General features: G+C 73.1%; 19 protein-coding genes. 8 read left to right on the forward strand and 11 right to left on the reverse strand.

Annotated features, from left to right (window positions below; translation table 11 throughout):
• Nucleotides 1-20: 20 nt before the first annotated feature.
• Both V6U88_RS01295 and V6U88_RS01300 read right to left on the reverse strand, forming a co-directional pair.
• Nucleotides 21-2,987, reverse strand: a complete 2,967-nt coding sequence (locus V6U88_RS01295; protein WP_334449140.1) for a UPF0182 family membrane protein — start codon at nucleotides 2,985-2,987, stop codon at nucleotides 21-23.
• A gap of 115 nt (nucleotides 2,988-3,102) precedes the next feature.
• The gene (locus V6U88_RS01300) at nucleotides 3,103-4,116 is read right to left on the reverse strand and encodes a YlbL family protein (protein WP_334449141.1); all 1,014 of its coding nucleotides are present in this window, start codon (nucleotides 4,114-4,116) and stop codon (nucleotides 3,103-3,105) included.
• Between the two features lie 182 nt (nucleotides 4,117-4,298).
• Between V6U88_RS01300 and V6U88_RS01305 the strand changes: the two genes are divergently transcribed.
• On the forward strand, nucleotides 4,299-5,534 hold the full coding sequence (locus V6U88_RS01305) for a zinc-dependent metalloprotease (RefSeq protein ID WP_334449868.1): 1,236 nt from the start codon (nucleotides 4,299-4,301) through the stop codon (nucleotides 5,532-5,534).
• Between the two features lie 54 nt (nucleotides 5,535-5,588).
• Here V6U88_RS01305 and V6U88_RS01310 read toward each other — a convergent pair whose 3' ends face one another.
• Nucleotides 5,589-6,191, reverse strand: a complete 603-nt coding sequence (locus V6U88_RS01310) for a hypothetical protein (protein WP_334449142.1) — start codon at nucleotides 6,189-6,191, stop codon at nucleotides 5,589-5,591.
• Between the two features lie 19 nt (nucleotides 6,192-6,210).
• A complete protein-coding gene (locus V6U88_RS01315) occupies nucleotides 6,211-6,741 on the reverse strand; it encodes a M48 metallopeptidase family protein (RefSeq protein ID WP_334449143.1) in 531 nt (176 codons plus the stop codon).
• A gap of 502 nt (nucleotides 6,742-7,243) precedes the next feature.
• Between V6U88_RS01315 and V6U88_RS01320 the strand changes: the two genes are divergently transcribed.
• The 3 genes from V6U88_RS01320 to V6U88_RS01330 all read left to right on the forward strand — a co-directional run bounded on the left by V6U88_RS01320 (nucleotide 7,244) and on the right by V6U88_RS01330 (nucleotide 10,229).
• Entirely contained in the window at nucleotides 7,244-7,411 is a 168-nt protein-coding gene (locus tag V6U88_RS01320) for a DUF5679 domain-containing protein (RefSeq protein WP_165945332.1), read from the forward strand.
• Between the two features lie 206 nt (nucleotides 7,412-7,617).
• On the forward strand, nucleotides 7,618-8,697 hold the full coding sequence (locus V6U88_RS01325) for a hypothetical protein (RefSeq protein ID WP_334449144.1): 1,080 nt from the start codon (nucleotides 7,618-7,620) through the stop codon (nucleotides 8,695-8,697).
• A gap of 200 nt (nucleotides 8,698-8,897) precedes the next feature.
• Nucleotides 8,898-10,229, forward strand: a complete 1,332-nt coding sequence (locus tag V6U88_RS01330) for an ABC1 kinase family protein (RefSeq protein WP_334449145.1) — start codon at nucleotides 8,898-8,900, stop codon at nucleotides 10,227-10,229.
• 310 nt (nucleotides 10,230-10,539) lie between these two features.
• Here V6U88_RS01330 and V6U88_RS01335 read toward each other — a convergent pair whose 3' ends face one another.
• From V6U88_RS01335 to V6U88_RS01345, 3 genes are all read right to left on the reverse strand, one after another.
• On the reverse strand, nucleotides 10,540-10,905 hold the full coding sequence (locus V6U88_RS01335) for a WhiB family transcriptional regulator (RefSeq protein ID WP_334449147.1): 366 nt from the start codon (nucleotides 10,903-10,905) through the stop codon (nucleotides 10,540-10,542).
• A gap of 127 nt (nucleotides 10,906-11,032) precedes the next feature.
• The gene (locus V6U88_RS01340; RefSeq protein WP_334449148.1) at nucleotides 11,033-11,287 is read right to left on the reverse strand and encodes a hypothetical protein; all 255 of its coding nucleotides are present in this window, start codon (nucleotides 11,285-11,287) and stop codon (nucleotides 11,033-11,035) included.
• A 123-nt stretch (nucleotides 11,288-11,410) separates the two neighbouring features.
• On the reverse strand, nucleotides 11,411-13,576 hold the full coding sequence (locus V6U88_RS01345; protein ID WP_334449149.1) for an ATP-dependent DNA helicase UvrD2: 2,166 nt from the start codon (nucleotides 13,574-13,576) through the stop codon (nucleotides 11,411-11,413).
• Nucleotides 13,577-13,670: 94 nt separating this feature from the next.
• Here V6U88_RS01345 and V6U88_RS01350 point away from each other — a divergent pair, with 94 nt between their 5' ends.
• Nucleotides 13,671-13,913, forward strand: coding sequence for a mycoredoxin (locus tag V6U88_RS01350; protein WP_334449150.1), 243 nt, complete (start codon nucleotides 13,671-13,673; stop codon nucleotides 13,911-13,913).
• An 87-nt stretch (nucleotides 13,914-14,000) separates the two neighbouring features.
• Here the strand turns inward: V6U88_RS01350 and V6U88_RS01355 are convergent, their stop codons facing one another.
• The gene (locus tag V6U88_RS01355) at nucleotides 14,001-15,260 is read right to left on the reverse strand and encodes an MFS transporter (RefSeq protein WP_334449152.1); all 1,260 of its coding nucleotides are present in this window, start codon (nucleotides 15,258-15,260) and stop codon (nucleotides 14,001-14,003) included.
• A gap of 231 nt (nucleotides 15,261-15,491) precedes the next feature.
• Between V6U88_RS01355 and V6U88_RS01360 the strand changes: the two genes are divergently transcribed.
• The 3 genes from V6U88_RS01360 to V6U88_RS01370 all read left to right on the forward strand — a co-directional run bounded on the left by V6U88_RS01360 (nucleotide 15,492) and on the right by V6U88_RS01370 (nucleotide 17,267).
• The gene (locus V6U88_RS01360) at nucleotides 15,492-16,469 is read left to right on the forward strand and encodes a helix-turn-helix domain-containing protein (RefSeq protein WP_334449153.1); all 978 of its coding nucleotides are present in this window, start codon (nucleotides 15,492-15,494) and stop codon (nucleotides 16,467-16,469) included.
• A gap of 73 nt (nucleotides 16,470-16,542) precedes the next feature.
• Entirely contained in the window at nucleotides 16,543-16,776 is a 234-nt protein-coding gene (locus V6U88_RS01365; RefSeq protein WP_334449155.1) for a DUF397 domain-containing protein, read from the forward strand.
• A gap of 215 nt (nucleotides 16,777-16,991) precedes the next feature.
• Complete coding sequence (locus tag V6U88_RS01370) at nucleotides 16,992-17,267, forward strand: hypothetical protein (protein ID WP_334449157.1); 276 nt, start codon at nucleotides 16,992-16,994, stop codon at nucleotides 17,265-17,267.
• A gap of 141 nt (nucleotides 17,268-17,408) precedes the next feature.
• Here the strand turns inward: V6U88_RS01370 and nudC are convergent, their stop codons facing one another.
• Genes nudC through V6U88_RS01385 form a run of 3 tightly spaced genes read right to left on the reverse strand, consistent with a single transcriptional unit; the run spans nucleotide 17,409 to nucleotide 20,997 of the window.
• Nucleotides 17,409-18,356, reverse strand: a complete 948-nt coding sequence (nudC, locus tag V6U88_RS01375; RefSeq protein WP_334449159.1) for an NAD(+) diphosphatase — start codon at nucleotides 18,354-18,356, stop codon at nucleotides 17,409-17,411.
• Nucleotides 18,353-19,684 carry a M16 family metallopeptidase gene (locus V6U88_RS01380; protein WP_334449870.1) on the reverse strand — a complete coding sequence of 444 codons (1,332 nt, stop codon included), beginning with the start codon at nucleotides 19,682-19,684 and terminating at the stop codon, nucleotides 18,353-18,355. The genes nudC and V6U88_RS01380 overlap by 4 nt, the downstream gene beginning before the upstream one ends.
• Nucleotides 19,685-19,686: 2 nt before the next feature.
• Nucleotides 19,687-20,997, reverse strand: coding sequence for a M16 family metallopeptidase (locus V6U88_RS01385; protein ID WP_334449160.1), 1,311 nt, complete (start codon nucleotides 20,995-20,997; stop codon nucleotides 19,687-19,689).
• Between the last annotated feature and the right edge of the window lie 273 nt (nucleotides 20,998-21,270).

The raw sequence follows: 21,270 nt of genomic DNA on the forward strand, positions 1-21,270 counted from the left end.
GGAGAGTCCCGCGCGGCGGCTCAGCCGCTCGGCGTCGGCGCCGGCGAACCGGGCGGGCTGCCGCTCGGCGTGGGGGTCGGCCGGGGGCCGGCCTGCTGCGCCTGCTGGAAGGCGGTCATCGCCTCGTCCAGCGCCTTCAGCGCCCGGCCGTACCGCTCGAAGTCGCCGGACGTCTGCGCGGCCTTGACCTCGGCGATCGCCGTCTGCACCCGCTCCGCCGCGGCGGCCAGCTCACCGGTGAGCGGCGGCGGGTCGGCGCCGCCCGGGGGCGGCGGCGGGGTGCCGCCGGGCGGCGGCGGGGCGCCCTGACCGGCCCGCTTGCCCTGGTCGACGAGCTGCTTGATGCCGTCGGCGAGGTTGTCGGCCAGCACCACGTAGGAGCCGCCGTCGCCGTAGGAGAGCAGCACCTTCTGCAGCAGCGGGTACGCGTCCTGCTGGTTGCTCTTCACGTAGACCGGCTCGACGTAGAGCATCCCGTCGCCGAACGGCAGCGACAGCAGGTTCCCGTAATGCACCTGCGCCTGGTTGGAGGAGAGCAGGTTGAGCTGCTGCCGGATGTTCGCGTTGTTGGTCATCTGCTGGTGCACCTGCACCGGCCCGGAGATCCGGGTCTGATCCGGCAGCTCCAGCACCTCCAGCTTGGGCTGACCGTCGACGTACGACCCGGAGATCAGCGCGGCGAGGTTCTGCCGCCCGTTCGGGGTGACCGCGGCGGTGAGCTGGAAGCGCGGTGCCTGCTGCCCGGGGAACTGGGTGAACAGGTAGTACGGCGGCTGCTTCTGCCCGCTGTCCGGGGCGTCCGGCACGTTCGGCACCTGCCAGTAGTCCTGGCCGGAGTAGAAGTCGCCGGGGTCGGTCACGTGGAACTTGGTGAGCAGGTTCCGTTGCACCTTGAACATGTCGGCCGGGTAGCGGAAGTGCTCGGCCAGCTCCGCCGGGATGGCGGTCTTCGGCAGCACCAGGTCCCCGCCGAACGCCTTGTTCCAGGCCTTGAGCACCGGGTCGGCCTCGTCGAACTCGTAGAGCCGCACCGTGCCGTCGTACGCGTCGACGGTGGCCTTCACCGAGTTGCGCATGTAGTTGACGTTCTCCCGGGCCAGCTGGAACGTGCCCCGGTTGGTCAGCTCGTCGGCGGTCTCCGTCTGCAGGTTGACCCGCTCGGCGTACGGGTAGGTCGCCGCCGTGGTGTAGCCGTCGACGATCCACTGGATCCGGCCGCCCACCACCGCCGGGTACGGGTCGCCGTCGAGGGTCAGGAAGGGGGCGACCTTCTCCACCCGGTCCCGCGGGTTGCGCACGTACAGCAGGCGGGAGTTGTCGTTGACCGCCTCGGAGAGCAGGAAGTTCGACTCCTGCTCCTTGATCGCGTAGAGCAGCCGGCGGGTGAACGAGCCGATCTCGACGCCACCCTCACCGGTGTAGGTGTAGTACTGCTCGCCGCCGGTGGTCGGGGTGGGCCGGTCGAACTCGGCGTTGCGGTTGTCGTCGGCCTGCCCGACGATCGCGTAGTCGCTCTCCCCCATCCGCTCGCCGTAGTAGATGCGCGGCTGGGTGGCGGGGATCTGCTCGGCCTGCGAGGAGCACGCCTCCTGCGCCTTCTCGCCGAGGAAGCCGGAGACGAAGTACGGCTGGCCGCCGCAGACGACCTGGTTGGCCGGGGCCGCGACCAGGCCGTACCCGTGGGTGTAGACGGTGTGCCGGTTGATCCAGTTGTTCTGCTGGTCGGTCAGCTCGTTGTAGTTGATCTCGCGGACGCCGACCACGTAGTCGGAGGTCTTGTTCGCCACCGAGTACCGGTCGATGTCGAGCTTCGGCCCGAAGTCGTAGAAGCCCCGGACCTGCTGCAGCTGCGTGTACGTCTCGGAGACCAGCTGCGGGTCGAGCAGCCGGACGTTGGGCACCACCGAGGTGTCGGTCACCAGGCTCGCCGGCGGGGTGAGGTTGCTCGCCGCGTACCCGGTGGTCTTCGTGTCGGTCAGGCCGAACGCGGCCCGGGTCGCCCCGATGCTGCGTTCGATGTACGGCGCCTCCTTGTCCCGGGCGCTCGGCTTGACCTCGAAGGTCTGCACCGCCCACGGGTAGATGCCGCCGATCGCCACGGCGGAGACGCCGAGCAGGGCCAGCGAGATGCCCGGCCAGACCAGGTTCCGCATCACCGCGTTGGAGAAGACGATGATGGCGATCGCCACCACCACCGAGATGTACGCCAGGATCTCCTTGGCCGGCAGCAACGCGTTGACGTCGGCGTAGCCGGCACCGTAGAGCTTGGCGCCCTCGTTGTACTCCAGCAGCATCGCGCGCCGGTCCAGCACGTACGCGACGGCCTTGAGCAGCACGAAGACGGCGACCAGGGTGGTGAGGTGGGCGCGGGCGGCGTTGGTCATCCGGTCGCCGACGCCCTGCAGCCGCACCCCGCCGAAGATGTAGTGCACGGCCAGCGCGCCGAGCAGCGCCAGCACCACCGCGGTGAATCCGACGCCGAGCAGGTACCGCCAGAAGGGCAACTGGAAGACGTAGAAGCCGACGTCGACGCCGAACTCCGGGTCCTTGACGCCGAAGTCGCCGCCGTTGCGGAAGAGCAGCCACTGGTTCCACCGGCTCTGCGCGGAGAGGCCGGCGAAGAGCCCGAGCACCACCGCGGTCAGGCTGATCCAGGTGCCCATCCGGGGGGCGAGCAGCGTCCGGTAACGCTCCAGGGTGGCCTGCTCCAACGAATGCGGCCGCAGCGTCGGCCGCAGCCGGTACGCCAGCCAGAGGTTGCCGCCGACGAAGAGCGCCAGCCCCACCCCGATGGTGAGGAAGAGCAGCAGCCGGGTGATCAGCACTCCGGTGAAGACCTTGGTGTAGCGGACCTCCTCGAACCAGAGCCAGTCCGTCCACGCCTGGACACCCCAGCCGAGCAGGGTGAAGAGCACGAAGACCCCGACCAGGACGCCGATGGTGACGCGTCCGCGCCGGCTCATTCTCGGCAGGGGACTGCTACGCATGACCACTGTTGGCTCCGCACGCTCGATGTGATCGGCTCCGGACAGGCACCCAGAGTACGGGGTGTTCCTGAACGTGTCGGGTCAAGGTCACGCCGCACTGCCGGAGCGCGTCGGGTCAGCAGCGCGTGGGCTGCCCACCCGACCGCAACGCCTCCAGCGCCGTCAATGCCTCGTCGAGCGAGCCGACCTTGATCAGGGGCAGGTCGGGCTGCGGATTGCGGACCGCCTCGGCGCAGTTGTCCGCCGGCACCAGGAAGACCTTCGCCCCGGCCTTCTTCGCCCCGACGAGTTTCTGCGCGATGCCGCCGATCGGGCCGACCCGGCCCTCGTCGTCGATGGTGCCGGTGCCGGCGATGATCTTCCCGCCGGTCAGGTCGGCCGGTTCGAGCTTGTCCACGATGCCGAGGGCGAACATCAGCCCGGCGCTCGGCCCGCCGATGTTGCCCAGGTCGATCTTCAGGGTGAAGGGGTGCGGCTGCCGCTGCTCCGGCACCAGGCCGACGCGCGGCCGGCCGTCCTGCTCCCGGCTGGTCACGGTGGCCGTGCCGGCCACGCCGTCGCGGGAGTAGCCGATCCGCAGCGCGGTGCCGGCCGGCTTCGCCCGGACCAGCTCCACCAGCTTCGCCGCCGTGGTCACCGGGACGCCGTCGACGGTGGTGATGACGTCGCCGGCCTTCAGCGCCCCCGCCGACGGGCCGTCCGCGGCGACCTCCTTGGCCACCACCTGCACCGGGTAGCCGAGCTCCACCAGCGCGGCGGTCTCGGCGCTGGTCTGCGAGTTCTGGAAGTCCTCGGCGTTGCGCTTCTCCACCTCCTCCTGGCTCTCGCCCGGCGGGTAGACCAGCTCGCGCGGCACCACCGCCTCGTCGTCGGAGAGCCAGCCGGCGATCGCGGCGCGCAGCTTGACCGTGGGCTGCACCCCCACCGTGGTCATCCGCAGCTGACCGGCGGAGGTGGAGGTCGACCGGCCGCTGACCTGGATGACCTCCTTGCCGTCGGAGGTGCCGAGGGTGTTCACCGTCGGCCCCGGGCCCAGCACCACGTACGGGATGGGCGCGCCGAACACGCCGATGCTGAGCAGAGTGGTGAGCAGAGCACCGAGGAGAACGGTCACGCCGCGACGTCTCATGCGGCAGAGCGTACCGATTCGGGTGGTGCCGGCCGGTCGGCCGAGGCCGACTTCGCCCTCAGCGCAACGCCAGCGGCGGCGACCTGGGGCGCGGCGCGCGTACCGTAGACGTCGTGCCTGATATTCCGTTCGGTTTCGCGCTCCCGGGTGGGCAACCACCAGACCCCAACGACCCCGCGCAGATGCAGCAGTTCATGTCGCAGTTGCAGCACCTGCTCTCCGCGTCGGGCAGCGGGCCGGTCAACTGGGACCTGGCCCGGCAGGTGGCCGCCAGCCAGCTCGCCGCCGCGGGCGACCCGGCGGTGTCGCCGTACGAGCGGCACGCGGTGGAGGAGGCGCTGCGCATCGCCGACCTCTGGCTGGAGCCGTCGTCCGCCCTGCCGTCCGGCATCCGTACCTCGGTGGCGTGGAACCGCAACGAGTGGATCTACAAGACCCTCGACGTCTGGCGCAAGCTCTGCGACCCGGTGGCCAGCCGCATGGTCGGCGCGATGGGCGACCTGGTGCCGCCGGAGGCGCGGGCCCAGCTCGGCCCGATGCAGTCGATGGTGGCGACCCTGGGCGGGGCGCTCTTCGGCGGGCAGCTCGGTCAGGCGCTCGGCTCGCTCGCCGCCGAGGTGCTCTCCGCCGGCGACATCGGGCTGCCGCTGGGCCCGGCCGGCACCGCCGCGCTCATCCCGGCCAACATCCGGGCGTACGGCGCGGGCCTGGAGCTGCCCGAGGACGAGGTCCGCCTCTACGTGGCCCTGCGCGAGGCCGCCCACCAGCGGCTCTTCGAGCACGTCCCGTGGCTGCGCGGGCACGTGCTGACCGCGGTGGAGAACTACGCCTCCGGCATCCGGGTCAACCGGGAGGCGATCGAAGAGGCGATGGGTCGGGTCGACCCGACCGACCCGGAGTCGATGCAGGCCATCGCCCTGGAGGGCATCTTCACCCCGGAGGACACCCCGGCGCAGAAGGCGTCCCTGGCCCGGCTGGAGACGGTGCTCGCGCTGGTCGAGGGCTGGGTCTGCCACGTGGTGGACAACGCCGCGGGCGAGCGCCTGCCCAACGTGGTCCGCCTCGGCGAGGCGTTCCGCCGCCGCCGGGCCGCCGGCGGTCCGGCCGAGCAGACCTTCGCCGCGCTGGTCGGGTTGGAGCTGCGGCCGCGCCGGCTGCGCGAGGCGTCGGCGCTCTGGGCCGCGCTCACCACGCACCGGGGCATCTCGGGCCGGGACGCGGTCTGGGGCCACCCCGACCTGCTCCCCTCCGACGACGACTTCGCCGACCCGGTGGCGTTCGCCACCGCCCAGCTCGACCTCGACGACGAGCTGGCGAACTTCGACTTCAGCGCGCCGGGCGGCCCGGAGGAGCAGGCACCGGGCGGCGGCACCGCGCCGCGCTCCGACGACTCCGGGGACGACACCGACCGGTCCTGATCCGCTCCGCGCCGACCGGGCCGCGCCTCCGCGCGCGCCCGGCCGGCGGGTCGGTCAGATCGGGCGGCCGGAGAGCAGGGCCCGGGTGGCCTCCCAGCCCTCCACCGCGGGGTCCAGCGCGGCCAGATCGGCCGGGCCGCGCAGCCGCCGCCAGGCGGGGGTGACGGCCACGTCCTGCGGGGCCGGCGCCGCGCGGCGCACGTCCGCCGGTCCGGCCACGTCGAGGTCCAGCGCCGGCAACCAGCCGGGTACGGGAAGCCGGGTCGCCACCCCGAGCAGCCCGGGTCCGTCCCCCTCGACCGGGGCGACCGCCACGGGCCGGCTGGTCAGCGGCCGGAGCAGCTTGCCCAGCGTCAGGCCGGGCAGGTCGGGAGCGTCGGCGGCGACCACGGCCGCCTGGTCGTACCCGGTCGGTGCGGCCAGCGCGGCGTCGACGGTGGGCGCGGACACCTCGTGGATGGTGGTCCCGGGCCAGACCACCGCCTCGGCCAGCCAGCGGTCCGCCGGGGTCACCGCCACCGCCGTCTCGACCTCGCTCAGCGTGGCGAGCAGGTCCACCACGTCCTCGGCCAGCGCGGTCCGCCAGTCCACCGGATCGATCCCCGGCGGCGACCAGGCCACCGGGGCGAGCAACGCCACCACCACACGTCGGGCCACGCCCCGACCCTAGCCGGGGTCAGCCGGGAAGCGGGACGCCGGAGGCGGCGGCGACGCCCTCCAGGTAGCCGCGGGCCCGTTCGGTCTTCGGATACCGGGCGACGAGCTCCCAGAACCGGGCGTTGTGGCTGGGCACGATGAGGTGCGCCAGCTCGTGCAGCAGCACGTAGTCGAGCACCCAGTCCGGCATGTCCTGGAGGCGGTGCGAGATCCGGATGGTCCGGTCGGCCGGGGTGCAGGATCCCCACCGGCCGTTCTGGTTGGTGACCCAGCGGACGCTGGCGGGCAGGGCGTCGCTGCCGTGCTCGGGGAGGTAGAGGTTGATCAGGCGCAGCGCCCGGTCGAGCAGCTCGGTGTCGGAGCGGGCGAGCCGGCCCTCCCGGGCGGCGAGCCGGGCGAGCATCCGGTCGACCCACTCGCTCTCCTCCGCGCGGGAGAACTGGTCGGGAATCAACACCACGACCCGTTCCCCGTCGCGGTAGGCGGACACCGTGCGTCGCCGGCGCTGACTGCGCCGTACCTCGACGACCGGCTTCCGCGCCCCCGCCATCAGCGGGCCGCGCAGCCGTGCATTCCTGCCACGAGGGAAAGCTAATGCGTACTGACCAGGGGTCCGCAAGAGTCAACACCGCGACACGCGCCCGGAAAATGGTGGTTGGTTGTGGGGAGTCCCGAAAAAATCTGTGGATGACCATGTCGGGCCGCCCCGATCACCCTTCGTGGCGGCCGGGCCCGCATCTCCCCCCACCGTAGGTGATCACCGTCCGCAGCGCCGCTCGGGCCCCGCCAGGGCGTATTTGCGGGCGTTGCCCCGGCGTGTCCCCGGCAAACTCACTAATCCGGCCTATTTCGGCATGCACACTCTCGACGTCGACTTCCTCACAGTGTCGATGCACAGCTGACATGGATCCGCCCAGATCTGGGTAGGGTCCGCCATCCAGCGGTCACGTGGGTGTCCGCTGAGCAAGACCCAGCGCCGGGGCCCCGCGGGGCCCGCCGCCGGGAGACCCGCCGGGCCGGCTCGCCCGGCGGACGAGACGAGGAGGGCTACCGTGGCCGACCAGGCCCAGACCTACAACGGTTACTGCGTCAAGTGCAAGGAGAAGCGGGACTTCGAGGGGCGCATCGAGGTCTCGAAGACCGGGATGAACATGGCCAAGGGCAAGTGTCCGGTGTGCGGCACAACAGTGAACCGCATCCTGGGCAAGGCCAAGGTCTGACCCGTACGGGTTCCGGGGGAGGGGCGGCCGGTGGCCGCCCCTCCCCCGTCTCGTCCGTACCGTGAATCGAGGCTGTCGGGTGGGCGACAGAGTTACCCGGCGGTTGTGGATATCCCGCTGAATCCTGTGGACAGCGCTGGACAGAGCGCCGCGCACCTGTGGACAACGATCGACGGACAGCACGGACTCGGTCACGATCCGTCGTCATGAGCCCGTCGACGCGCCCGGCCCCGCGAATCCGCCCGCCCCTGCCCCGCCCGACGCTGCTGCCCGGCCTGACCCGGCTCTGGCGCGACCGGCACACCCTGCAACTCGGGCTCGACCCGGGCCGTGCCGTCCTGGTCGAGGTCGCCGACCCGCGCGCCGCGCGGCTGCTCGACCTCCTCGACGGCAGCCGCAGCGAGCGGGGCGTCCTGGCGCACGCCGCGGCCGCCCGGGTCGCCCCGGACCAGGCCCGCGAACTGCTCGACGCGCTGTACGCCGCCGGTCTGGTCGTACCCGCCCACACGCTGCTTCCCCGGGACCTGGCCGGTCCGGCGCGCAGCCGCCTCGCGGCGGAGGCCGGCGCGCTCGCGCTGGTCGCTCCCGCGCTGCCCGGCACCCCGGCGCAGCTGCTGCGCCGCCGGCGGGCCGCCCGGGTGGTGGTGACCGGCGCCGGCCGGCTCGGCGCCCCGGTCGCCGTCGCGCTGGCGCACGCCGGCGTGGGTCACGTGGTGCCCGAGCTCAGCGGCACGGTCGGCCCCGCCGACCTGGTCGGCACCGGGCTGGCCGCGTCCGACACCGGTCGCCCGCTGGCCGCCGCGCTCCGCTCGGCGATCGACCGGACCGCCCCCGGTACGCAGACCCGCCCGCTGCACCGCAGCCGGGTGGAACTGGTGGTCCACCTCGGCACGGACCGGCCGGCCGCCCTGCTCGCGGCCGGGTACGCGCAGCGCCGCCAGCCACACCTGCTGCTCGGCCTGCGTGAGGGCGTACCCGTGGTCGGGCCGCTGGTCCGGCCGCCGGTCGGACCCTGCCTGCACTGCCTGGACCTGCACCGGGCCGACCGCGACCCGGGCTGGCCCGGGCTCGCCGCCCAGCTCGCGGCGGATCCGGCCGACCAGGCGTGCGCCGCCGCCACCCTGCTGGCCGCCGTCGGGTACGCGGTCGCCGAGGTGCTGGCCCAGCTCGACGGCGGCGTCCCGGAGACGCTCGGCTGCGCGGTGGAGATCGGCGCGGCCGGCCGGTTCCGGCGTCGGGTCTGGCCGCCGCACCCGTCCTGCGGCTGCGCCGGCCGCCGCCGCTGACCGCCGACGGCGGCGACGTCGACGCTGGTGACGGGCCGATGCGGCCGGCTCGGACCGGTCCCGACGGGCCACGGCGGGCGGGACGCGCGGGCGCCGAGCGGCGGGGCGGACGGGCACAGAGGGAACACGGCGGCGGAAAGCCGGGGCGGGCCCGGCTTCTCCAGCAGCAGCGGGCCCGCCCGGTCGGTAACAATGGCCGGGTGACCGACATCCCGCGCCGGGCCGTGTCCCGGACCGCCAAGCTCGCCGCTCTGCCGCTCGGCTTCGCCGGGCGGACCGTCCTCGGCATGGGAAAGCGCGTCACCGGGCTCGCCTCCGACGTGATCTCCGCCGAGATCCAGCAGCGCACCGCCGAGCAGCTCTTCAGCGTCCTCGGGCAGCTCAAGGGCGGGGCGATGAAGTTCGGCCAGGCGCTGTCGGTCTTCGAGGCGGCACTGCCGGACGAGATCGCCGCCCCCTACCGGCAGGCGTTGACCAAGCTCCAGGAGTCCGCGCCGCCGCTGCCGGCCGCCAGCGTGCACAAGGTGCTCACCGAGCAGCTCGGGCCGGACTGGCGGGACCGGTTCGTCGAGTTCGACGACACTCCCGCCGCCGCGGCGAGCATCGGCCAGGTGCACAAGGCGATCTGGCGGGACCCGGAGACCGGCGAGGCGCGGACCGCGGCCGTCAAGATCCAGTACCCGGGCGCCGGTGACGCCCTGCTCGCCGACCTCAAGCAGCTCTCCCGGCTGGGCGGGATGTTCCGCGCCCTCCAGCCGGGTCTGGACGTCAAACCGCTGCTGGTCGAGCTCCGGGAGCGGGTCACCGAGGAACTGGACTACGAGCTGGAGGCCGAGTCGCAGCGCGCCTTCGCCGCCGCGTACGCCGACGACCCGGAGATCTTCATCCCGGCCGTGCTCTCCAGCTCGCCCCGGGTGCTGGTCACCGAGTGGATCGAGGGGACGCCGCTGGCGGACATCATCCGCGAGGGCACCGAGGAGCAGCGGGACGAGGCGGGCCGGCTGATGGCGACCCTGCACCTGTCCGCGCCGCCCCGGGCCGGCCTGCTGCACGCCGACCCGCACCCCGGCAACTTCCGGCTGCTGCCCGACGGCCGGCTCGGCGTGATCGACTTCGGCGCGGTGGCGCGAATGCCGGAGGGCACTCCGGAGCCGATCGGCCGGATCGCCGGGCTGGCGCTGCGCGGCGACGCGGACGGGGTGGTGAACGGCCTGCGGAAGGAGGGCTTCGTCAGCTCGACCGAGCCGATCGACGCCCAGGGGGTGCTCGACTTCCTCCGCCCGATGCTGGCACCGATCGCCGCCGAGGAGTTCCGCTTCACCCGGGCCTGGCTGCGGTCCGAGGCGGCCCGCCTGGCCAGCCCGAAGTCGCCGACCTACCAGCTCAGCCGCCAGCTCAACCTGCCCCCGTCGTACCTGATGATCCACCGGGTGACGCTGGGTTCGATCGGGGTGCTGTGTCAGCTGGAGGCGAAGGCGCCGTACCGCGGGATCCTGGAACGCTGGCTGCCCGGCTTCGCGCCGGTGCCCTGAGGCGGGGCGTGGAACGCAGCCAGGGGCGGTGACCGGAGGTCCGGTCACCGCCCCTGGCGTATCGGTGCGGATCTAGAGGGCGCCCAGGTCGCGAGCCGACTGGCTCCGGCTCTTCATCGCGACGGTACGGGCGGAACGGGTTGCCTCAGTGCTCGTGGTGGTACGACCGGCCTGAGGCCGGCGCATTCGGGCACGGGACAACGCTTCGTGAAGTAGTTGCATCTCGGTTCCGTTCGGGTAGTTCAGCATCGGTTTTCGGCTTTCTCGCAGCCGGTGCGGGACACCGGCGGTTGGTTGGATCGGGAAGTTGTCAGGCCGCCAGCCGGACCGCACTGCGCGACGCGGCCACACCACTGGCCGCCAGTCGCGCCTCGGCCTCGACCCGGAGCGCCGCGTCGCGGGCGAGGTCCTCCTTGCGCGGACGGCCACGGGGCCGCTTGCGCGGGACGACCGCGCCACGCTCGAAGATCTCGCCGCCCCAGACGCCCCACGGCTCGGCCCGCTCCGCCGCACCGGCGAGGCACTCGACGCGCAGCGGGCAGTCCCCGCAGAGCGACTTGGCCAACTCCAGCTCGGCGGGCTGGTCGGAGAACCACAGGTCGGGGTCGAACTTCCGGCAGGGCAGGTTCGCCTCCATCTCGACGCTCACGTCGAGGGGGGCCAACGCCAGACTCATCGCCCGGTCACCTCTCTCTCACTTCGATCTCGTGGATCGCATTTCCGACGTACGACGGGCAAAAAACTGAGGCCGCGGATCCCGGTGAGCGGGTTCCGCGGCCTCGAGGTGAGCCGGTGGTCTGTATTCAGACCGGTCTACCTCGAGGTGGAACGCCGCGGACATCCATGCGCTTCTTGGCGACATTGATGCCCATGCCCGTGAAGCCACTGGTCCCCTCGACTCCGATCGGCGCGACGGTCAGGGTCAGCTCGGCCTGAGCCTGGACCTGGTGCACCTGCGGAACCGACGGTCGCGTGGCGGCAAGGGCCACCCGGACAGCCGACAGCGGAGCGCAGGCAGCTGGCATCGCCGCCGGACGCTCATAGGTGAAGATCTCCACGGGTGCCACCTCCCTCACGTTCCTCGTGCCGACTTGGTCTCCCACCCCGTGAGCAGCCGGAATGCGCCGCTCCCGAGGTGTGTCATGAGGCTATTCCTCGCCCGGGGGCGAGGGCAAACGAATTTACGACGAGATTTCGAAAGTTTTCTCCGGCGCGATGTCGTCCACCGCCGCGCCGTCCACCAGGGCCAGCACCGCCTCCCCGTACAGGCCCAGCTTGCGGGGACCGATCCCGGCGATGGCGATCAGCTCCTCGGGCCGCCCCGGCCGCCGCTCGGCCAGCGCGGTCAGGGTGGCGTCGGTGAAGACCACGTACGCCGGGACCTTCTGCGCGCCGGCCACCCGGGCCCGCCAGTCACGCAGCCGCTCGTACAGCTCCTCGTCGATGTCTGACGGGCAGGTCGGGCAGCGGCCCAGCTTCCGGTCCGGGCCGGCGAGCAGCGTCGCGCCGCAGATCCGGCAGGAGACCACCTGGGTCGCCGGCCGGCGGGCGGCGGTCCGCTTGGCCACGCTGCCGCCGGCCCGCTCACCGCCGCCGGAGCGGTCCAGCTGCGGCAGGAACCGCGACGGGCGCCGGGCCCGCCCACCCGGCGAGCGCGCCGAGGCGTACGACAACCAGAGCCACTGCCGGGCGCGGGTGATCCCGACGTAGAGCAGCCGGCGCTCCTCCTCGACCTGCTCCGGGGTGCGGGCGTACGTGGTGGGCAGGGTGCCCTCGGAGAGCCCGACCAGGAAGACCGCGTCCCACTCCAGCCCCTTCGCCGAGTGCAGGGACGCCAGGGTCACCCCGTCGACGGTCGGCACGTGCTGCTGGGCGGCCCGGCGGGCCAGCTCCTCGTTGAAGTCGCTCAGGGTCACCGGGCGCTCCACCGCGCCCGCCTCGCCGATCGGCAGCACCTCCGGCGTCGCCGCGTACTCCTCGGCGAGCTGGACCAGCGCGGCCAGCGCCTCCCAGCGTTCCCGGGCGGCGCCACCGGGCGGAGGCGCGTCGGGGGCCCAGCCCACCGCGGCGAGCGCCTCCACCACGGCGGTCGGCAGCGGGGTCTGGCCCGGGATCGAGCGAGTGGCCGCCCGCAGCGCGACCATCGCCTGGCGCACCTCGACCCGCTCGAAGAACCGCTCCGCGCCCTGCACCACGTACGGCACGCCGGCCTCGGTCAGCGCCTTCTCGTACGCCTCGGACTGGGCGTTGGTGCGGAACAGCACCGCGATCTCCTTGGCCGGGGTGCCCCCGTCGACCAGGGTCCGGCAGCGGGCGGCCACGGCGTTGGCCTCGGCCGGCTCGTCGGTGAAGATCCTCAGCTCCGGCTCCGGGCCGGGTGGGCGCTGCCCGTGCAGCTCCAACCGCAGCCGGGCCTCGGCGCCCCGGGCCTGCGAGATCACCGCGTTGGCCAGCCCGACCACCTGCGGCGTGGAGCGGTAGTCGCGGACCAGCCGGACCACCGTCGCGCCCCGGTGCCGGCGCGGGAAGTCGACCAGGTACGACGAGGTGGCCCCGGTGAACGTGTAGATCGTCTGGCTGGCGTCGCCCACCACGGTCAGGTCGTCCCGGCCGCCGAGCCAGGCGTCCAGCAGTCGCTGCTGCAACGGGTTGACGTCCTGGTACTCGTCGACGACGAAGTGCCGGTACTGGCCGCGTACCTGCTCGGCGACGTCCCGGTGCTCCTCGATCCCCCAGACCGCGGCGCGCAGCATGTCCTCGAAGTCGATCACGCCGTTCGATCGCTTGAGCCGCTCGTACGCGTCGAAGACCTCGGCCACCTTCGCCGGTTCGTACGGCGTCTCGCGCAGCGCCTTGGCTGCGGCGACCACGTACTCCCCCGGCTCGACCAGCGACGACTTGGCCCACTCGATCTCACCGGCGAGGTCGCGCGCGGCGGCCCGGTCGGCGCGCAGGCCGACCTTGGCGGCGGCCAGGGTGACCACCCGCACCTTGCTGTCCAGCAGCTCCGGCATGGCCCGGCCCGCCAGCAGCCGGGGCGCGAAGTAGCGCACCTGGCGCAGCGCGGCGGCGTGGAAGGTCCGCGCCTGCACGCCCGGCACCCCGAGTGCGGTGAGCCGGCTTCGCATCTCGGCGGCGGCCCGGGCGGTGAAGGTGACCGCCAGCACGTGCCGGGGCGAGATCTCCCCGGAGAGCGTGCGGTGGGCGATCCGGGACGTCACCGCGCGGGTCTTGCCGGTGCCCGCGCCGGCCAGGATGCAGACCGGGCCGGCCGGGGCGGTCACCGCCGAGCGCTGCTCCGGGTCGAGCCCGGCGAGCACGAGTTCCGACGCTGAGTGAACCACCACAGCGAGGAATCATCTCAGCTCCGGCTGATGTTGCACCCGTTAGCCTGGCCTGACCGGACCGGGTGCAGCGAAGAACCCCTTGGAGGATCCGACCATGTTGACGATGTATTCCACCTCGTGGTGCGGCTACTGCCACCGGCTCAAGTCGCAGCTGGACCGGGAGGGCATCGGGTACGAGGTGGTCGACATCGAGCAGGACCCGAAGGCGGCCGACTTCGTGATGAGCGTCAACGGCGGCAACCAGACGGTCCCGACGCTGCGCTTCGCCGACGGCAGCGCGCTGACCAACCCCTCCATCGTCCAGGTCAAGCAGCACCTGGCCAGCCTCGCCGGCTGACCGGACCCCGCCCGGCAGAAAGTGGCCGTTCCGCCCGGAACGGCCACTTTCTCCGTGTCCGGGCCTGTGTCCGGGGCGCGGTGCGGGTCAGAGACGGGTGGCGTCGGGGGCGAGGTGTTCCGCCGGGTGCGGGCGGCGGGGCGACGGCAGGCGGGCGGCGATCCCGGGAGGCGGGGAGAGCCGCCGACCCCGCCAGAGCCACACGCCGGCGGCGGTCGTGACCAGCCCGACCAGGACGAAGAGCAGTCGGTAGTCGAACACCCCGACGAGCAGCGCGCCCGCCCCGATGGAGCACGCCTGCGGCCCGCTGATCAGCGCCTCGGACGCGGCGGTGACCCGGCCCAGCAGCCGGGGCGGGGTGCGCCGCTGGATCAGGGTGGCGAGCCCCACCATGGTCAGCGGGAGCGAGACCCCGGCCAGCAGCAGCGCCAGCACCCCGAGCCGCAGGTCCGGCCAGGCCAGCGCCAGCGCGGCCGGGCCGAAGAAGGTCACCCCGGCGGCGAGCGCACCGACCTCGCCGGTGCGGCGGACCACGGCGGGTGAGAGCAGGCCGCCCACCAGCCCACCCACCCCCTGCACGGTCACCAGCACCCCGACGAACGCGGCGTCGCGCCCCAGCCCCTGGTCGACGTACGCGAAGATCAGCGACTCGCTGAAGCCCATCACCAGCGAGCCCAGCCCGTAGCCGAGCAGGGCCCGCCGCAGCGCCGGCTCGCCGGCCAGGTGCCGCAGCCCGGCACCCAGCTCGGCCGGCCAGCGCAGGGCGGCCGCCGCCGGCTCGGTCTCGGCCACCCGGAGCAGCCCCACCACGGCGGCGGCGGTGACGAACCCGACCATCGCCAGGGTGGTGAGCAGCCAGCCGCCGACGGCCGCGTACACGGCCGCCCCGGCGAGCGGGCCGCCGAGCCGCAGCCCCTGCCGCACGGTCTGCAGGGCCCCGTTCGCGTCGGCGAGCAGCTCGCTCGGCACCAGCTGCCGGATCAGGCCGCTGAGCGTCGCACTGAGCGTGAGATACGACAAGCCGTACAGCGCGGCGACCACGTAGATGATCCAGACGTCGGCCCGGTCGCGGACCGTGAAGAGCGGGGTGAGCAGCATCGCGGTGCCCAGGTTCGCGGCGACGAAGAACGGCCGGCGGCGGTACCGGTCGACCACCCAGCCGACCAGCGGCGCCAGCGTCATCGGGGCGATGATCGCGAAGATGGTCGCGCCGGCCAGCCCGTCGGACCCGGTCAGGTCCTTGACCCAGATGGCGAGCGCGAGCAGCAGGATCGACTCGGCGGCCATGCTGGCCAGCAGCGCGCCGAAGAGCAGTCGGAAGTCGGGGCGGCGCAGGACGGTGCGCATGGGGGTCCCTCCGCGGGGATGGCGCCGGTCGGGCGCGTCAAGGGGGAGGTGCGGGCCGGCCCGGTCATCGTCGCCCGGACGGCTGACACCTTCCACAGTCCTCTTTTTGTCTCGTGACACGCCCTCACCGGAACCTCCGGCACCGGTCGCGCCGTCCATACTGACCGTGGGGGGCGAAATTCATACAGTTACCGTCGCGTCCGCGGCGGTCGAGGCGAAACGAGGACACCCGTGCCTCCTGCCGTACCCAGTCCGATCCTGCGCCGACGCAGGCTCGGCACCGAACTGCGCCGCCTGCGCGAGGCGGCGGGGCTCACCGGCGACCAGGTCATCGAGCGGATCGGTTGGGCGTCGGCGTCCAAGCTGTCCCGCCTGGAGAACGGGCGCAGCCGCCCGGACCCGGACGACGTCCGCCTCCTGCTGGACCTCTACGGCGCCGAGCCGGAGCAGCGCGACGACCTGATCGGGATCACCCACGAGGCGGGCGACATGCGCGGCTGGCGCAAGTCGTACCCGGTGATGACGCAGCAGCAGCTCGGCTGGGCGGAGATCGAGGCCGGCTGCGCGGAGATCCGCGAGTACAACCCGGTGCTGGTTCCCGGGCTGCTCCAGACCCCCGGCTACGCCCGGCTGCGGATCGTCTCCGCCGACGGGGCGGCCACCGCGACCGGCGACCCCGAGGCCGGCCAGGACCCGGAGACCGAGGTACGCGCCCGGCTCGCCCGCCAGTCACTGCTGGACCGGGCCGACGGTCCGCGTTACACGGCGGTGCTGGAGGAGGCCGCGCTGGGCCGCCGGGCCGGGCCGCCGGAGGTGCTGCACGAGCAGCTGGTGAAGCTCTGTGAGCTGGCCATCCTGCCGAACGTCACGCTGCTCCTGCTGCAACGCGACACGGTCATCGGCGATTTCTACCTGCCGCCCACCGCCTTCTCGCTCTACCGCTTCGCCGATCCGCAGGATCCGGAGACGTTGGCGATCGAAGGGGGCTTCATCGACGTCATGTCACACGAGGCAAACCCGGTAAATCGCTATAAAGTGACCTTCGAGTGGCTATGCTCGGCGGCGCTCTCCGCATCGGACACCCTCTCCTGGCTCTTCGAGGCGACGGGGCGGCTGACCGAATCGGCAGCCCCGTCCACGCCGGCCCTTGGGCCGGCAGCGGCGCCGGTCCAGCGCCGACGACACTCCGGGCGCCTGACGGACCGGTGATCCACACCGGACCTCCGTCGGGGCCGGGCGGGTCACTCGTCCCCATCGGAGTTCCAGGAGCAGGAGCAGAACCATGAACGAGATCCGCAAGACCGTCTCCGCCCGGCAGCTCGCCGACGCCTCGTGGCGCAAGAGCACCCGCAGCCAGACCTCGAACTGCGTGGAGGTGGCGCCGCTGGGCACCGGCCCGGCCGTGGTCGCGCTGCGCGACAGCAAGGACCCGGGCGGGCCGGTGCTGTTGTTCAACCGGGCCGGCTGGCTCGGCTTCATCGGCGGCGCAAAGAACGGACAGTTCGCGTTGAACTGATCCGGTGACGCAGCGAGGGGCCGTCGGCACGACGCCGGCGGCCTCTCGTCGTCTGCGCCGGCGCGAACGTCCTGACCAGGCATCAGATGATCGGACGAGACCGGACCGATAGCCGCGTTTCACTTGCTGGGACGGCGTCCGGGCGTAACATGACGACAGAGTGACGTGGAACTTCCACTGCGTACTCGTCCGTCGCGGTCCATCCGGAGACAGCCATGCGTTTCCTGATCGTTCGTACCGACATCCGCACCGCCGCCGACAACGACATCGCCGCCGCCTGGGCCGATGGTGGCCTGCTGCGCGACGAGACGACCGCGCCCGAACCCCGCCGCCAGATCGTGCACGCCGAGGACCGCGACGCCGCGCTGCTGCTCGCCCGGGCGCTGGCCACCGTCGGCGCGGTCCGCTCCGGCCGGCAACGGGTCAAGGTGCTCCCGCTCGACGAGCCCCCCGGTGTCCACCAGCCGTGGTGGGAGAGCACCGGCACCTGAAAACCATCGACGTCCGCCGTGGTCGGACCGGCTCCCCCGCCGCGTTCCTCGCCCCATCCGCCACGACGGTCCGTGTTCCCGGCTCGGGATCGTCGCGGCAACGACGGTCCCGGGCCGGGACCGCGTCGGGCCGCCGACGGGTCAGCAGTGGCCGTCCAGCCAGCGGTGGATGAGGAAGAGGGCGATCGAGGAGGGCGGCGGCAGGATCACCCGGTCGCCGTCGCCCGCGTCCACCGCCCGCCCGGCCAGCACCGCGCCGACCTCCCGGCGGGAGAACCAGCGGGCGTACGCGATCTCGGTCGGGTCGACCCGGATCGGCTCGCCGGGGTCCGCCTCGGCCAGGAAACCGAGCATCAGCGAGCCGGGGAACGGCCAGGACTGGCTGCCCGCGTACTCGATCCGCTCGACTGCGACCCCGACCTCCTCGCGGACCTCGCGCAGCACGGCCGCCTCGGCCGACTCCCCCGGCTCGACGTAACCGGCCAGGCAGGAGAAGCGGCGCTCCCCGGCGGTGCGCGGCCAGGTCGCGTTGTTGCCCAGCAGGCAGCGCCCGTCCGGGCCGTCCACCCCGTCGTGCACCAGCACGATCATCGCCGGGTCGGTCCGCGGCCAGGCCCGGTGACCCTGCGCGTCCACCCGGGACCAGCCGCCCTCGTCGACCTCCATGCGGTGCCCGGTGCGCGGCGACCAGCCGTGCCCGAGGTGCCAGTTGACCAGTGCCAGCGCGGTGGTGAAGATGCCCGCGTCCCGGTCGCCGAGCAGGTGCCCGATCTCCCGCAGGCTGACCGGCCGGGTGCCCGGCAGGTCGGGCAGCGGCGCGTCCACCGCGAAGACTGGCACCCCGTCCGGCTCCACGCCGAGGAAGAGCGGCGCGGCGTCGGCGATCCCGTCCAGCTCGGCCGGATCCCGCAGCACCAGCACCGGCGGGTTGGCGTCGGTACGCACCAGCGCCATCCCCTCCCGGGTCGAGTCGAGCACCAGCACCCGGGCCCGCCGCCAGGCCTGCGCCAGCCAGTCCCGGTCGGTACGCCGGTGCGCCGCCCGGTCCAGGGTGGTGCGGGCAAGCGGCGGGGCCGCCTCGCCGCTCACTCCGACTCCCGGCGCACCGGGGTCAGCGCGGCCAACTGTCCCTCGATCCGGTCGGCGTCGCCCAGCACCACGGTGACCGCCTTCGCCGGCGCGAGGTAGCGGGACGCCACCTCCGCGACGTCCTCCGCGGTCGCCTTGGCCAGCCGGGCGGCGTGCTCGGCCAGAAAGTCCAGCCGCAGCCCGTTGCCGGCGTACGCGCTGGTCAGCGAGGCGAGCCCGGCCTGCGTGGACATGCCGAGCTGCAGGGTGCCGAGGGCGTACTGGCGGGCCTGCTCCAGCTCGTCCGGCTTGGGCGGCAACGAGGCGAGCCGGCCCAGCTCGTACGTCGTCTCGAGCAGCGCCGGGCCGGTCACCTCGGTGGCCACCTCGGCGGCGGCGACCAGCACCGAGCCGGCGACCGAGTGCTCCACCGCCGAGTGCGGCCCGTACGTGTAGCCCTTGTCCTCGCGGATGTTCTCCACCCAGCGGGAGGAGAAGTAGCCGCCGAAGACCAGGTTGGCCAGTTGCAGCGCGGCATGGTCCGGGTGGGTGCGCGGCACCGCGGGCAGCGCGATGCGCAGCGAGGACTGCACCGAGCCCGGCCGGTCCACCAGCAGCAGCGGGCCCGGCTCCAGCGGCGGGGTGGGCGGCAGGTCCACGCCGCGGGTGTCGCCGCGCCATCCCGCCAGCGCCTGCTCGGCGGCGTCCAGTGCCCGCTCCGGCCGCACGTCGCCGACCAGCACCAGCACCGCCTCGGCCGGATGCACCCGCTCGGCGTGCAGCTTGCGCAGCGCCGGCGGCTTCACCGCGCGGATCTGGTCGGGCTCCGGGGTCTGCACCGCGTACGGGTGCCCGCCGTAGATCCGCTTGAGCAGGGCCGTGCGGGCCAGGTGCGCCGGCTGGCTCTGCGCCACCTGGATCCGGTCGATCAGCCGGTCCCGTTCGGTGCCCACCCAGTCGGCCGGGTACGTCGCCCCGGTCAGCACGTCGGCCAGCAGCTCCAGCATCCGGTTCAGGCCGGTGACCAGCCCGGCCCCGGAGACCATCAGCCGGTCCGGGTCGATGCCGGCCGACAGCCCGCCGCCGACCTTCTGCAGCTCCGCGGCGATCTGGGTCGCGGTGTGGGTCTGCGTGCCGGCGAGCATGGTCTGCGAGAGCATCGCGCCACGGGCCAGGTGGGTACGGCCGAACGGCAGCCAGAGCCGCAACTCGACCAGGGGGACGGCGGGACGGCGTACCGCGATCACGGTGAGGCCGTTGGACAGCCGCCGCTCGGCCTGCTTCGGCACCTTGAGCTTGCGGGTGGGGCCGAGCAGCGGCAGCGCGCGCGGCGTGGCGGGGGCGGTAATCGTCACCGGGCACCTCCGGGGATGACCTCGACGGCGGCGCGGCGCTCCGGCCGCAGGGTGGCGGCGGCGGCCCGGACCTGCTCCTCGGTGACCTCGCCGACCAGCCGGGGCAGCTCGTTGAGCAGGCCCGGCTCGCCGCGCTGCTGTTCCAGCACCGCCATCTGCAGCGCCCGGCCGAGCACCGCGTCGGTGTCCCGGAGCAGGTGGGTGGCCATCCGGGCCTGGGTCCGCGCCAGCTCGCCCTCGGTCAGCCCGTCGGTGGCCAGCCGGTCCACCTCCTCGTCGATGGTGCGCAGCACCTTGTCCACGTCCCCGCCGGGCGGCAGGTGCGCCTGGAGCAGCAGCGCGGTCGGGTCCCGCACATCGAACGGGTCGCCCATGAAGCCGAGGTAGCCGCCGAGGCCGGTGACCGACCGGTCCCGCTGGACCAGCCGCTCCACCAGCCGGGAGGCGTCGCCGTCGGTGAGCACCTCGGCCAGCACCACGTAGGGCAGGTAGCCGGCGAAGTCGTCGATCGGGTCGGGCACCCGCCAGGCCCCGGCGACCGCCGGCAGCGGCGCCAGCTGGTCGGTGTACGACTCGCGCCGCTCCGCGGTCAGGTCCGGCTCGGTGAAGTCGGGCCGCCGCGGCGCGGGCCGGGCCGGCACGTCGGAGAAGTGCCGCTCGATCAGGGCGGTGGCCTCGGCGACGTCGATGTCCCCGCTGACCGCCAGCACCGCGTTGCCGCTGGCGTAGTAGCGGCGGAAGAAGTCGGCGGCGTCGGCGACGGTGGCCGACTCCAGGTCGACGAAGGAGCCGTAGCCGTCGTGCGCGTTGGGGAAGGTGTCGAACATGACCGGTGGCAGGGTCAGCCAGGGGAACCCGCCGTACGGCCGGTTGAGCACGTTGACCCGGATCTCCTCCTTGACCACGTCGACCTGGTTGCGCAGGTTCTCCTCGGTCAGCCGGGGGCCGCGCATCCGGTCGGCCTCCAGGAAGAGCGCCCGTTCCAGGGCGTTGCTCGGCAACGTCTCGAAGTAGTCGGTGTAGTCCAGGTGGGTGGAGCCGTTGAAGGTGCCGCCGGCGCCCTGCACGTGCCGGAAGTGGGCCAGCTTCTCCAGGTTCTCCGAGCCCTGGAACATCAGGTGCTCGAAGAGGTGGGCGAAGCCGGTACGCCCCTCGGGCTCGGAGCGGATGCCCACGTCGTAGACGACCGCGACCCCGATGACCGGGGCGCTGCGGTCCGGGGTGAGGACCACCCGCAGGCCGTTGTCGAGGGTGTACCGCTCGACCGGATATTTCGTCGCGGGGATTTTGACTCTGCGCGTCGGCACGAGATCGACCCTAGCGCGTCGGCACCCCCGGCACCGGCGACCTTCGCGCAGCGGTCGGCGCCCTCGCGGGCGGCGGTCGACGGCGACCCGCGGGCGGGGTGGGGGTGAAGCCGGACGGGTGGTCCGCCGGTGGACCGACCGGCACCGACAACCCCGCCGAACAGGTGGGAATTACCGAGATTCCGCGATCCATCCGTCCCGGATCGTGGATCGGTCTTGACGCTGGCCGACCACTGCCCCACTCTTCCTACCAACTAAATAGGAATACTCCGG

Origin of the sequence: Micromonospora sp. CPCC 205739 (assembly GCF_036906795.1) — a bacterium.
GTDB lineage: Bacteria > Actinomycetota > Actinomycetes > Mycobacteriales > Micromonosporaceae > Micromonospora.

Bases quoted from the DNA above. Each gene is read 5' to 3' on its own strand.
- V6U88_RS01305 (WP_334449868.1), top strand. From the start codon at position 4,299: ATGCAGCAGTTCATGTCGCAGTTGCAGCACCTGCTCTCCGCGTCGGGC.
- V6U88_RS01355 (WP_334449152.1), bottom strand. From the start codon at position 15,260: ATGCGCACCGTCCTGCGCCGCCCCGACTTCCGACTGCTCTTCGGCGCG.
- V6U88_RS01300 (WP_334449141.1), bottom strand. From the start codon at position 4,116: ATGAGACGTCGCGGCGTGACCGTTCTCCTCGGTGCTCTGCTCACCACT.
- V6U88_RS01325 (WP_334449144.1), top strand. From the start codon at position 7,618: ATGAGCCCGTCGACGCGCCCGGCCCCGCGAATCCGCCCGCCCCTGCCC.
- V6U88_RS01335 (WP_334449147.1), bottom strand. From the start codon at position 10,905: ATGAGTCTGGCGTTGGCCCCCCTCGACGTGAGCGTCGAGATGGAGGCG.
- V6U88_RS01295 (WP_334449140.1), bottom strand. From the start codon at position 2,987: ATGCGTAGCAGTCCCCTGCCGAGAATGAGCCGGCGCGGACGCGTCACC.
- V6U88_RS01350 (WP_334449150.1), top strand. From the start codon at position 13,671: ATGTTGACGATGTATTCCACCTCGTGGTGCGGCTACTGCCACCGGCTC.
- V6U88_RS01315 (WP_334449143.1), bottom strand. From the start codon at position 6,741: ATGGCGGGGGCGCGGAAGCCGGTCGTCGAGGTACGGCGCAGTCAGCGC.
- V6U88_RS01370 (WP_334449157.1), top strand. From the start codon at position 16,992: ATGCGTTTCCTGATCGTTCGTACCGACATCCGCACCGCCGCCGACAAC.
- V6U88_RS01365 (WP_334449155.1), top strand. From the start codon at position 16,543: ATGAACGAGATCCGCAAGACCGTCTCCGCCCGGCAGCTCGCCGACGCC.